12 protein-coding genes are annotated in these 11361 nt (G+C 66.8%); 8 read left to right on the forward strand and 4 right to left on the reverse strand.

Annotation, left to right across the window (positions count from 1 at the left end; translation table 11 throughout):
• Window positions 1-35: 35 nt before the first annotated feature.
• A complete protein-coding gene (locus E0T84_RS05905; RefSeq protein ID WP_083283869.1) occupies window positions 36-398 on the forward strand; it encodes a DoxX family protein in 363 nt (120 codons plus the stop codon).
• Between the two features lie 93 nt (window positions 399-491).
• Here the strand turns inward: E0T84_RS05905 and E0T84_RS05910 are convergent, their stop codons facing one another.
• The gene (locus tag E0T84_RS05910; RefSeq protein ID WP_075910297.1) at window positions 492-782 is read right to left on the reverse strand and encodes a WhiB family transcriptional regulator; all 291 of its coding nucleotides are present in this window, start codon (window positions 780-782) and stop codon (window positions 492-494) included.
• A gap of 441 nt (window positions 783-1223) precedes the next feature.
• On the opposite strand from E0T84_RS05910, the gene E0T84_RS05915 reads away from it, so the two are divergent.
• From E0T84_RS05915 to E0T84_RS05925, 3 genes are all read left to right on the forward strand, one after another.
• Window positions 1224-2021 carry a hypothetical protein gene (locus E0T84_RS05915; protein ID WP_138744015.1) on the forward strand — a complete coding sequence of 266 codons (798 nt, stop codon included), beginning with the start codon at window positions 1224-1226 and terminating at the stop codon, window positions 2019-2021.
• Between the two features lie 101 nt (window positions 2022-2122).
• Window positions 2123-2701: a sigma-70 family RNA polymerase sigma factor gene (locus tag E0T84_RS05920; RefSeq protein WP_070184713.1), complete on the forward strand. Its 579-nt coding sequence runs from the start codon at window positions 2123-2125 to the stop codon at window positions 2699-2701.
• The gene (locus E0T84_RS05925) at window positions 2694-3869 is read left to right on the forward strand and encodes an anti-sigma-D factor RsdA (protein WP_138744036.1); all 1176 of its coding nucleotides are present in this window, start codon (window positions 2694-2696) and stop codon (window positions 3867-3869) included. The genes E0T84_RS05920 and E0T84_RS05925 overlap by 8 nt, the downstream gene beginning before the upstream one ends.
• Here the strand turns inward: E0T84_RS05925 and E0T84_RS05930 are convergent.
• Entirely contained in the window at window positions 3860-4264 is a 405-nt protein-coding gene (locus E0T84_RS05930) for a DUF5319 domain-containing protein (RefSeq protein ID WP_003882245.1), read from the reverse strand. The two genes, E0T84_RS05925 and E0T84_RS05930, sit on opposite strands and share 10 nt — an antisense overlap.
• Before the next feature lie 146 nt (window positions 4265-4410).
• Between E0T84_RS05930 and guaB the strand changes: the two genes are divergently transcribed.
• Both guaB and E0T84_RS05940 read left to right on the forward strand, forming a co-directional pair.
• On the forward strand, window positions 4411-5952 hold the full coding sequence (gene guaB / locus E0T84_RS05935) for an IMP dehydrogenase (RefSeq protein ID WP_070184714.1): 1542 nt from the start codon (window positions 4411-4413) through the stop codon (window positions 5950-5952).
• Between the two features lie 38 nt (window positions 5953-5990).
• Window positions 5991-7127 carry a GuaB3 family IMP dehydrogenase-related protein gene (locus E0T84_RS05940; RefSeq protein WP_171054927.1) on the forward strand — a complete coding sequence of 379 codons (1137 nt, stop codon included), beginning with the start codon at window positions 5991-5993 and terminating at the stop codon, window positions 7125-7127.
• A 66-nt stretch (window positions 7128-7193) separates the two neighbouring features.
• Here the strand turns inward: E0T84_RS05940 and E0T84_RS05945 are convergent, their stop codons facing one another.
• Complete coding sequence (locus tag E0T84_RS05945) at window positions 7194-8081, reverse strand: hypothetical protein (RefSeq protein WP_171054928.1); 888 nt, start codon at window positions 8079-8081, stop codon at window positions 7194-7196.
• A 235-nt stretch (window positions 8082-8316) separates the two neighbouring features.
• Here E0T84_RS05945 and E0T84_RS05950 point away from each other — a divergent pair, with 235 nt between their 5' ends.
• Together E0T84_RS05950 and phoU are read left to right on the forward strand one after the other, a co-directional pair.
• Window positions 8317-10053, forward strand: a complete 1737-nt coding sequence (locus E0T84_RS05950) for a GMC family oxidoreductase (RefSeq protein WP_070184717.1) — start codon at window positions 8317-8319, stop codon at window positions 10051-10053.
• Between the two features lie 62 nt (window positions 10054-10115).
• Window positions 10116-10775 carry a phosphate signaling complex protein PhoU gene (gene phoU, locus E0T84_RS05955; protein WP_070184726.1) on the forward strand — a complete coding sequence of 220 codons (660 nt, stop codon included), beginning with the start codon at window positions 10116-10118 and terminating at the stop codon, window positions 10773-10775.
• Between the two features lie 4 nt (window positions 10776-10779).
• Here the strand turns inward: phoU and E0T84_RS05960 are convergent.
• Window positions 10780-11361: TetR/AcrR family transcriptional regulator (locus E0T84_RS05960; RefSeq protein ID WP_138744016.1), on the reverse strand; the 582-nt coding region annotated here is incomplete at its 5' end.

The raw sequence follows: 11361 nt of genomic DNA on the forward strand, positions 1-11361 counted from the left end.
AACCCCTTGACGATCGGACATCGGAGGCGACCACCATGACCCTACAACTCGGCATGATCGCGACATTGATCGTCGCGGTCACCATCGCGGCCAACGCGGCGATGGCGCTCGCGGATCTCGCCGGGGCAAGCTTCGTCCTGGCCAACTCGGCTGAAGTTGACGTCCCGCGGAACTGGGTTCCGGTGCTGGGCCTGCTCAAGGGGGCCGGAGCCATCGGACTGCTCGTGGGCCTGTTCGCGTTCCCGCCGCTCGGCGTCGCCGCCGCGGTCGGACTGGTGGCGTTCTTCATCGGTGCCGTGATCACCCATATCCGCGCGCAGGTCTTCTACAACATCGCGTTCCCGTTGGTGTTCCTGGTCCTCGCGGTGCTGTCGCTGGCCGCCTTCCTCGTGGGCTGACCAACGCAGGCCAACTCAAGCTGACAACCGAAAAGGCCCCACCCCGCGTGGGGTGGAGCCTTTTCAGATCGGCGTATGAGTTTGCTCTACGGCTCAGGCGGTGCGGCGGATGCCTCGCTTGAGCAAGAGCTCACGCTCGGACTCGCTCAGGCCGCCCCAGATGCCGTACGGCTCACCGACAGCAAGCGCATGTGTACGGCACTGGGTAATCACTGGGCAGCTGCGGCACATCTCCTTGGCGCGGAGCTCACGTTGAGCCCGGGCCCGTCCGCGTTCACCATCGGGATGGAAGAACATCGACGAATCGACACCACGGCAAAGTCCCTGCATTTGCCAATCCCAGATATCCGCATTGGGTCCGGGAAGCTGCTGCGGCTGCGGCATGTGGAAAACCCCTCTCTGCTCGCCCATTTCGCCGAATTGGGCGGGTTTGAGTCGGTGGAACCGAACTGAGCACGTGTCGCCGATGACCGCTCGTGCACACAAACTAGGGGGACTGAATAAAGCGAGTCAATAGGCCCGCGGTGTGCTAAAGGGCATAATCGCAGGTCGAGAATTTACATCGCGTTCATTGTTGCGACGCTTAAGCCGGGGCTTGCATGTTAAGGCTGTGGCAACCGAGTTCGGGTTTTCCCTGTTCGCGCAGGCGGGGACGTTGTGTGCTATTCCGGGCGGGCAGCGGTTAGTTGACACGCCATTAACATTCGCGCCACCAATTGTTAACTGATGCTTATATCGCAACATTCAATACCCGGTTCCGACGGTATGCGGTACCCGATTCCCGCGTGCCTGAGCCGACCGCCATGTTGATAGCGTCGCGAAACGATGACTGCATTCCCGCCGGCCGCTGCGGCCCTGGCCGACGCGGCCTTCGGGGCCGACCCTGGCCGGTGGCCGCTACCCAGCGCCACCACGCCGCACGAGCGCTGGCTGCGGGCAGTCGCCGCCGGCGGGCAGGGGCGCTACGGCTGCGCCCTCGCCGAGCTCGGCGTGCTCCTGCGGGGTCGGGACTCCGGGCCATTGGTGTCGCTGGCGCACAGCACCCGGGCCTCCTTTCTTCGCCAATTGGGCGGGCACGCACGTGCCCGCGCGGCCGACGGTCAGGCCTGGGCTCGGTGCGGTGACGATGCCGAGGCAGCCGCCGATGCGCTCGTCGGGCTGGCCGCCGATGCGCTCGGACTCGGCCGCTTCGGTGTCTCGGAGCGGCTACTCGACCGGGCCCGCGCCCTCGAAACATCCGCCAACTCACGCCGGCAGATCCGGCTGGAGTGGGTGAGCGCCGAACTGGCGATGGTCCAGGGCGACGGCGCCGCGGCGGTGGAGCATGCCCGTCGAGGGGTCGCGGCTGCGGCCGGTCACCGCTCGACGCGCCACGCCGTCAAATCAGACGTCGTGCTGGCCGCGGCACTGTGCAGTGCCGGCGAGTTCGACGCCGCACGCGAAGTCGCCGACGCGGCACTGCTGGCCAGTGAGAAATCCGGCCTGATCCCGCTGCGCTGGGCGTTGGCCTGCCTGCTGGCCGACATCGGGAGCGCCACGCACGAGGCTGGACAAATCAGCAGAATCCGGGACCTCAGCGCCGATACAGTGCGTCGCAGAGGCGGGGTGTGGGCCGGCACCTAGAACCGGCACTGATCACGGCCACCCCGCCCCGATCGTTATTGTTTAGCTCAGCCAATCGCCGCGAGTGTCGGTGCAACGTAACGCTGGAGAGATCGCCCACGATGACAAGTTCGGGAGACCGTCTCGACATTGTCGTTGCTGAGGCAGTGGCAGGTGATCGGAACGCGCTCTCGGAAGTGCTGGAGATCATTCGGCCGATCGTCGTTCGGTATGTCCGGGCGAGGGTGGGGGCGACCGAGCGTAGTGGTCTATCAGCTGATGACGTTGCGCAGGAGGTTTGCTTGGCCGCCATAACGGCGCTGCCGCGCTACAAAGATCAGGGACGCCCGTTCCTGGCCTTTGTGTACGGCATCGCTGCGCACAAGGTTGCTGACGCGCATCGCGCGGCGGCCAGGAATCGTGCCGAGCCCACCGATGTGGTGCCCGAGCGGTTCTCCCTTGACACGGGGCCCGAACAGACCGCGCTCGACACCGAGTCTTCGGAACGGATGGCCAGGCTGCTGGCGGTACTGCCCGAAAAGCAGCGCGAGATCCTGATCCTGCGCATCGTGGTCGGCATGAGCGCCGAAGAGACCGCCGAGGCCGTCGGCAGCACCGCCGGCGCCGTGCGGGTGGCTCAGCACCGGGCGCTGGCCCGGCTCAAGACCGAGATCATGGCGACGGGACGTGACCATGCCTGACTTCGGCCGCTGGACCTCAAACGGTGGTGATCCGTCCCTCAACGAGATCAACCGGTCCGAGAAATTCATCGAGGCGTTGTCCCTCGAACGGCAGGTGTATGCCACCGACCGGGAAGAGGCAGAACTCGCCGTTCTGCTGACCGGCTGGCGCGACGAGGCGCGGCGCGCTCCGATGTCGGGCATCGCGACGCCCCGCGAGGCCGTCGCGGCACTCGACAAGGCCACCTCGCAGGGCCGGGTTCGGATGCCGATGGCACTGGTGGGATCGATGGCGGCCGCGCTGCTGTGCCTCGGTGGGTTCGGTGCGGCCGTGTACGGCTCGGGGCCGGGCGACGCGCTCTACGGCGTGCGTGGACTGGTTTTCGGCTCGGCACCGGTGACGCGCGACGTAGGCGTCGAGTTGGCCTCCAGTGAGCTCAAACAGGTCCAGCAGCTGATCGACGATGGGCAATGGGAACAGGCACAGCAGAAGCTGCAGACCCTCACCACCACCGTCGCCACCGTCGATGACGAGCGGCGCAAGCAGGAGCTCGTCGACCAATGGCAGCAGCTGTCGGTGAAGGTGGAAAACCGTGATCCGAAAGCGACCGTGCCACCCGACGCGCCGCCGGTGGTGCTGCCCGAGGTGACCGTGACGACGCCACCGTCGTCGCCCGTCGAGAGCCCGCCGGGAGAGATCCCGACGTCGACACCGACGACCGGGCCTTCGACCTCGCCGATGGAGACCACACCGGGTTCAGAGACCCCCACCCCGTCGGCGACGTCTACGCCGGGGGAGACCTCGACGTCGCAACCGACTACCACTGCGCCGTCGACGCCGTCCTCGTCTGCGTCACCGACTCCGACGACGAGCAGCCCCCAGCCCACCACCAGCGCGTCGGCCCCGGCGACGACTCCGTCGTCGGCCTCGCCGCCCTCTGTGACGCGCACGACGTCCGCACCCACCACCTCTGCTGCTCCGGCGGCAGAGCCGCCCGTCACCACCACCGCCGCGCCGGTGGTGGAGCCCACGTCGGAGCCCCCGGCGAACAGCGCGCCGACGGCACCTGCCGAGAGCGAGGGTGGCGCAGATCACGAGGGCCCGTCGAGCGGGCAGGGTGCTGAAGGTCCGGCGTTGCCGGAGATGGAACTGCCCCTGTTGCCGGGGCTAGGCGGTTCTCAGCGGTAGCCGTCGGTGTCCGAGGTGGCCTCGTTGAGGGACGCGTCGGCGTAGCCGCGGCAGTAATCCCACGTCACGTAGGCGTCGGGCTCGGGATCGTAGGCGGGCTCGTGCGGGCGTACCGTGCCGTCGACAAGCAGCTGCAGCAGATTGGCCCGCAGCATGTCCCAATCGTGGTAGTGGTCCTGTTGGCATTCGTCACAGCACACGACGAGGCCACGAATTCCTTTGTGCGCCAACAACGCTTCATACACCGCGAGATCGGCTAGATCAGCCTCGACTGCCGTCCGTTCCTGGGGGTCCAGAGGCTGGCCCGGCTCGATCGCGTCCAGTGCGGCCGACGGATCGCAGGGATCGTCGGCAAACGGATCGGGCGGCAAACCAGGGGGGAGGTGGTCACGCACGGGTCCCACACTACGCAGCCGTCCTCCCATCGCGCCAGCCGTGCCGATGCGCAAGCTGACGTGCGAGGAGCGGCAACATCACTGTCAATATCCGAGCCGATAGAATCGGGTCATAAGCCCCACGCCTGCCACTGGAGGCCCCACCCATGTCGATCGCTGAAAGCAGCGTTCCCATCGCCGTACCGGTGTCGACCGGCGGCGATGACCCCACCAAGGTCGCAATGCTCGGTCTCACCTTTGATGATGTGCTGCTGCTGCCCGCGGCCTCCGATGTGGTTCCCGCTGCTGCCGACACCTCGAGTCAGCTGACCCGCAACATCCGCCTGCGGGTGCCGCTGGTCAGCTCTGCGATGGACACCGTCACCGAGTCGCGGATGGCCATCGCGATGGCCCGCGCCGGCGGCATGGGCGTGCTGCACCGCAACCTGCCCGCCGCCGAGCAGGCCGCCCAGGTGGAGACGGTGAAGCGGTCGGAGGCCGGCATGGTCACCGACCCGGTCACGTGTTCTCCGACCAACACCTTGGCCGAGGTCGACGCGATGTGCGCCCGGTTCCGCATCTCCGGTCTGCCCGTTGTCGACGAGGGTGGGCAGCTGGTCGGGATCATCACCAACCGCGACATGCGGTTCGAGGTGGACGAGAACAAGCCTGTCGCCGAGGTGATGACCAAGCCGCCGCTGATCACCGCGCAGGAAGGTGTTTCGGCCGAAGCTGCGCTGGGCCTGCTGCGCCGGCACAAGATCGAGAAGCTGCCGATCGTCGACGGGCACGGCAAGCTGACCGGCCTGATCACGGTCAAGGACTTCGTCAAGACCGAGCAGTTCCCGCTGGCCACCAAGGACAGCGACGGCCGGCTGTTGGTCGGCGCCGCGGTCGGTGTCGGCGACGACGCCTGGGCCCGGGCGATGAACCTGGCCGATGCCGGTGTCGACGTGCTGATCGTCGACACCGCCCACGCTCACAACCGCGGTGTGCTCGACATGGTTTCGCGGGTGAAGCAAGCCGTGGGCGACCGCGTCGAGGTGGTCGGCGGCAACGTCGCGACCCGCGCGGCGGCCTCGGCGCTGGTCCAGGCCGGTGCCGACGCGGTCAAGGTCGGCGTCGGCCCCGGCTCGATCTGCACCACCCGCGTCGTCGCAGGTGTCGGTGCCCCGCAGATCACCGCCATCATGGAGGCGGTCGCGGCCTGCAAGCCGTATGGCGTGCCGGTGATCGCCGACGGCGGTCTGCAGTACTCCGGTGACATCGCCAAGGCGCTGGCCGCCGGTGCGTCGACGGCAATGCTGGGCTCGCTGCTGGCCGGTACCGCCGAGTCGCCCGGTGAGCTGATCTTCGTCAACGGCAAGCAGTTCAAGAGTTACCGCGGCATGGGCTCATTGGGTGCCATGCAGGGACGCGGCGGTGCCAAGTCCTATTCCAAGGACCGCTACTTCCAGGACGACGTGCTCTCCGAGGACAAGCTCGTGCCCGAGGGCATCGAGGGCCGGGTGCCGTTCCGAGGTCCGCTCGGGACGGTCATCCACCAGCTGACCGGCGGCCTGCGGGCCGCGATGGGCTACACCGGCTCGGCGACCATCGAGCAGCTGCAGCAGGCGCAGTTCGTCCAGATCACGGCGGCCGGGTTGAAGGAAAGCCACCCGCACGACATCACCATGACTGTCGAGGCCCCCAACTACTACACCCGCTGAATCGGTGGGGCAGGAGACTAAGAACAGTCATGCGCGACATGGTTGAAATCGGCATGGGCAGAACTGCCCGCCGTACCTATGAGCTCGATGACGTCACGATCGTGCCGTCCCGGCGCACCCGTTCGTCCCAGGACGTGTCGACGGCCTGGCAGCTCGATGCGTACCGCTTCGAGGTTCCGGTTGTCGCGCATCCGACCGACTCCCTGGTATCGGTGGAGTTCGCGATCGAGATGGGCCGGCTCGGTGGGCTCGGCGTACTCAACGGCGAAGGGCTGATCGGCAGGCACGCCGACGTCGAAGAGAAGATCGCCCAGGTGCTCGACGTCGCGGCCACGGCTTCCGACGATGCCGCCGCAACCCGGATGCTGCAGCAGCTGCATGCCGCACCCCTGGACCCCGAGCTGCTCGGCGCGGCGGTGGCCCGTATCCGTGAGGCCGGGGTCACCACGGCGGTCCGCGTCAGTCCGCAGAACGCCCAGGCGCTGACCCCGACGCTGGTGGCGGCCGGGATCGACCTGCTGGTCATCCAGGGCACCATCATCTCCGCCGAGCGTGTTGCGCAAGATCACGGGGCCGGTGATCCTCTCAATTTGAAGACGTTCATCTCCGAGCTCGACGTGCCGGTGGTGGCCGGCGGCGTGCTCGACCACCGCACCGCACTGCACCTGATGCGCACCGGCGCGGCCGGCGTGATCGTCGGCTACGGCTCCACTGCCGGGGTGACCACCAGTGACGAGGTGCTGGGCATCAGCGTGCCGATGGCCACCGCGATCGCCGACGCGGCAGCCGCCCGTCGCGAATACCTCGACGAGACCGGCGGACGCTACGTGCACGTGCTGGCCGACGGCGACATCCACACCTCGGGCGACCTGGCCAAGGCGATCGCCTGCGGTGCCGACGCCGTGGTGCTGGGCACGCCGCTTGCCATCGCCGACGAGGCGCTGGGCGGCGGCTGGTTCTGGCCGGCCGCGGCGGCGCACCCGTCGTTGCCTCGTGGTGCGCTGCTGCAGGTGGCGGTCGGCGAGCGGCCGGGGTTGGCGCAGGTGCTCAACGGGCCGTCCGACGATCCGTTCGGGTCGTTGAACCTGGTCGGTGGTCTGCGCCGGTCGATGGCCAAGGCGGGCTACTGCGATCTCAAGGAATTCCAGAAGGTCGGGCTCACTGTTGGCTCTTGACGCCGAGCAGACAGAGAATCGCATTACCCGCGCGTGTTTCATGCGAGTCTGTGTCTGCTCGCGGTCTCAACCGGCTAGGTGCGCTGCCGAGAGGTGATAGTTGATGCGCTCGGCGAGCTGGCTGGGATATCGCCGCACATCTTGAGCCACCATCGGAATCACTGTCCACCCCTGCTCTTGAATGCCGGCGACCCGCTTCTTGTCGTCGACCATCTTGGCCGGACCGGAATGCCAATCCAGGCCCTCGTACTCCGCTGCGACTCGCGCGTCGAGCCACGCGAAATCGACTCGCCATGTCTCGCCGTTCCGGCCACGGATCTCGTACTGAAGTTCAGGCCGCGGTAGGCCGTAGTCGATCATGACCAGCCTGGCCTCGCTTTCCATCGCGGATTCGGCTCGGCCATCGGCATGTTGGAGAAGTTCTCGTACGGCGACGATGCCGCGCCGACCGCGCTGCTCGCGTACTGCCTTGTCCAAGTCGGCGGGAGTGCACCGCAGCGAATGAAGCGCGCCGTCCAAGACAGCGAGCGCGCGTGGCCGCGGCAACTGTCGCGCGATCTCGACCGCCGTCCAGGCCGGTGCGGTCGCCAGTCGTCCGGAAATGCGCTGCAGCGGCGCGCCTACTCGTTGATGAACCATCAAGCCGACGCAGGGTCGTACGCGGACACCCGGATCGAGCATGTGGATGGCTGTCGTGTTCTCAAAGTCGAAGCCGTACAGCGTTGCGGCAGTTCCCATGCACAGGACCGCTTCACTGCCTATGTAGAGGTCGAGCGCGGCCAGGCGTCCCATCAGATCTGGCTTCGACGCTGCATACACGCCGTACCAAACACGCGTGAGAAAGCCTCTGCGCACCTGGACGTCCAGCTGCTGACGTGTCATGACGGTCAACAACTGGCGGGTGGTGGCGAATCCACCGAGCTCGTCCAACAGCGTCAGTGCCGAGGCGGTCACAGTCGATACGGTCACGATCGAATCCTGGGTCGCCACGCACTTCCTGCGCCGCACTACTTGGGCCGGTTGGGGATGAACTTCGGCTTGTGGACAAACCCTCCCCGCCGAGCAGACAGAGAATCGCATTACCGAGGCCCAATTGATGCGAGTCTGTGTCTGCTCGCGGGGAAAATCTCCTTTACAAGTTAGGGCCTCCTGTCTAGAAGTTACCAATCGGTAGCGTCATACTGATCACATGAAGCCTGACTATGACGTCTTGGTGATCGGTTCGGGGTTCGGCGGCAGCGTCAGTGCGCTGCGGCTGACAGAGAAGGGCTATCGGGTCGGTGTACTCGAGGCCGGCCAACGGTTCGCCGACCCGGACTTCGCCAAGACCTCGTGGGACCTGCGCAAGTTCCTGTGGGCACCTCAGCTGGGCATGTACGGCATCCAGCGCATCCACCTGCTGCGCAACGTGATGATCCTGGCCGGCGCGGGTGTGGGCGGGGGATCGCTGAACTACGCGAACACCCTCTACGTGCCGCCGGACCCGTTCTTCAACGATCCGCAGTGGAAGGGCATCACCGACTGGCGGGCCGAGCTGATGCCGCATTACGACCAGGCCCAGCGAATGCTCGGTGTGGTGAAGAACCCGACCTTCACCGACGCGGACCGCATCGTCAAAGAGGTCGCCGACGACATGGGCTGCGGGGATACCTTCGTCGCCACGCCGGTCGGGGTGTTCTTCGGCCTCGACGGTGAGAAGGCACCTGGCAAGACCGTGCCGGACCCGTTCTTCGGCGGCGCCGGCCCGGCCCGCACCGGGTGTATCGAGTGTGGGGAATGCATGACCGGCTGTCGCCACGGTGCCAAGAACACGCTCGTCAAGAACTACCTGGGTCTTGCGGAATCCGCCGGCGCACAAGTGCATCCGATGACCACCGTGACGAGTTTCGAGCAGCGCGCCGACGGGCTGTGGGAGGTCACCACGGTGCGCACCGGCAGCAAGCTGCGGCGCAGGCGCAAGACGTTCACCGCGACGCACCTGATCCTGGCGGCCGGGACGTACAACACCCAGAAGCTGCTGTTCAAGATGCGCGACACCGGCAACCTCAACCGGCTGTCGGACAAGCTCGGCGTGCTGACCCGAACCAACTCCGAGTCCATCGTGGGCGCACAGACCCTGACCGTGACACCCGGTATGGATCTGACCCACGGCGTCGCGATCACCTCGTCGATCCACCCCACCTCCGACACCCATGTGGAGCCGGTGCGCTACGGCAAGGGCTCCAACGCGATGGGTCTGCTGCAGACGTTGATGACCGACGGCGCCGGGCCGGAGGGCACCGACGTTCCCCGTTGGCGGCAGTTCCTCGATCAGGCCCGCCAGGATCCGGGCAAGCTGATCCGCCTTCTCAACCCGCAGCGGTGGAGTGAGCGCACGGTGATCGCGCTGGTGATGCAGCACCTGGACAACTCGATCACCACCTTCACCAAGCGCGGGCCGGGCGGCAAGCGGGTGATGTCGTCCAGGCAGGGGCATGGTGAGCCCAACCCGACGTGGATCCCGGTCGGCAACGAGGTGACCCGACGGATGGCCGCGAAGATCGACGGCGTGGCCGGCGGTACCTGGGGAGAGCTGTTCAACATCCCGCTGACCGCGCACTTCCTCGGTGGGGCCGCCATCGGTGACAGTGCCGAGCACGGCGTCATCGATCCCTACCAGCGCGTGTACAACTATCCGACGCTCTACGTGATGGACGGTGCGGCCATCTCGGCGAACCTCGGGGTGAACCCGTCGCTGTCGATCACCGCGCAAGCCGAGCGGGCGGCGTCGTTGTGGCCGAACAAGGGACAAGACGACCAGCGGCCGGCGCAGAATGAGCCGTACCGGAAACTGGCGCCGATCGCGCCGGAGCATCCCGTGGTACCGGCCGAAGCGCCTGCCGGATTGCGACGCCTGCCGATCGAGCCCGTCAACTCAGGCGGTTAGCGCCCAGCCCTTCCGGGTACTTGACCTTCGCCGGACGGCGAGGTCCGGGGAGGGATGTGGCGATGCGGAAGGCGTTTCACGACGAGTTGGCGCAGCTGTGCAGTCAACTTGCCGAGATGTGCGCTCTGGCGGTGAGCGCGATGCAACGGGCCAACCAGGCTCTGCTCGACTCCGATCTGTCGTTGGCCGAACAGGTCATCGCCGACCATGAACACATCGCCGCCTATAACCGCCGCATCGAGGAGTCGGCGTTCCGGCTGCTGGTCCTGCAACAGCCCGTCGCCGGCGAGCTCCGCACGGTCGTCGGTTCGATGCACATCGCGGCCGACATCGACCGGATGGGTGCGCTTGCGGTGCATGTCGCCGACATCTCCCGATTGCGTCATCCCGAGTGCGCGCTGCCCGACGAGGTCCGCGCGAGTTTCACCGACATGGGGGCGCAGGCCGTGCGGTTGGCGCAGACCGCGCAGGAGGTGCTGGTGTCGCGGGATCCCGACGCTGCGGCACGTCTGCGCGATGAGGACGACGCCGTCGATGCCGAGCATCGCCATCTGTTCACCCTGCTGCTGGACCGTCAGTGGGAGGACGGGGTGTGCTCGGCTGTCGACGTCGCATTGTTGGGCCGCTACTACGAACGGTTCGCCGATCATGCCGTCGAGATCGGCAAGCGGGTGATTTTCGAGGGGACCGGCGGCCGGCCGCTGCACAAGAAGCTGGCGTGAGCCGTTACTGCGCGGGGGAGGATTCCAGCAGCGCGGTGAACAGCCGGGTGAGGGTCTCGGTGTCGACTGTCCCGGGTTGCAGCACTTCCTCGGTGGCGATGCCGGAGATGATCGTCACCACCAGTTGTGCCAGTGCCGACAACTGGTGGCCGGGCAGGCCCGTGCCGGCCTGTTCGACGATGCGCAGCGCTTGATCGGCGGCCGCGCGGCGGCGGGCCACCAAGCGTTCGCGTAGCAGCGGGTCTCGTACTGCACGCAGCCAGTATTCGATGAGCACGATCTGATATTCGGTCTGGTCGTGGATCGAATCGAGGGTTGAGCGGCTCAGGGCCGCGGCGATGGCCGCGGAATCTCCCTGGCCGCTGTCGAGCGCGGTGGCGATGAGTGCGCCGCGGCTCTCGAACTGCCGGTCCAGCAGGGCCAGGAACAACTCGTCCTTGGATTCGAAGTTCGAATACACCGCGCCTTTGGTGAATCCCGCGGCGTGACCGATGGCGTCGATGGTGGCGCCGGCGAACCCTTCGGCCGCGAAAACCTTGAGCGCCGCGTCCAGGATCCGGTCACGCACCTCGTCACGGGTGGGGCG

This window comes from Mycobacterium sp. DBP42 (assembly GCF_005924235.1).
Lineage (GTDB): Bacteria > Actinomycetota > Actinomycetes > Mycobacteriales > Mycobacteriaceae > Mycobacterium > Mycobacterium syngnathidarum.

Bases quoted from the DNA above. Each gene is read 5' to 3' on its own strand.
- E0T84_RS05905 (WP_083283869.1), top strand. From the start codon at position 36: ATGACCCTACAACTCGGCATGATCGCGACATTGATCGTCGCGGTCACC.
- E0T84_RS05910 (WP_075910297.1), bottom strand. From the start codon at position 782: ATGCCGCAGCCGCAGCAGCTTCCCGGACCCAATGCGGATATCTGGGAT.
- E0T84_RS05915 (WP_138744015.1), top strand. From the start codon at position 1,224: ATGACTGCATTCCCGCCGGCCGCTGCGGCCCTGGCCGACGCGGCCTTC.
- E0T84_RS05920 (WP_070184713.1), top strand. From the start codon at position 2,123: ATGACAAGTTCGGGAGACCGTCTCGACATTGTCGTTGCTGAGGCAGTG.
- E0T84_RS05925 (WP_138744036.1), top strand. From the start codon at position 2,694: ATGCCTGACTTCGGCCGCTGGACCTCAAACGGTGGTGATCCGTCCCTC.
- guaB (WP_070184714.1), top strand. From the start codon at position 4,411: ATGTCGATCGCTGAAAGCAGCGTTCCCATCGCCGTACCGGTGTCGACC.
- E0T84_RS05940 (WP_171054927.1), top strand. From the start codon at position 5,991: ATGGTTGAAATCGGCATGGGCAGAACTGCCCGCCGTACCTATGAGCTC.
- E0T84_RS05950 (WP_070184717.1), top strand. From the start codon at position 8,317: ATGAAGCCTGACTATGACGTCTTGGTGATCGGTTCGGGGTTCGGCGGC.
- phoU (WP_070184726.1), top strand. From the start codon at position 10,116: ATGCGGAAGGCGTTTCACGACGAGTTGGCGCAGCTGTGCAGTCAACTT.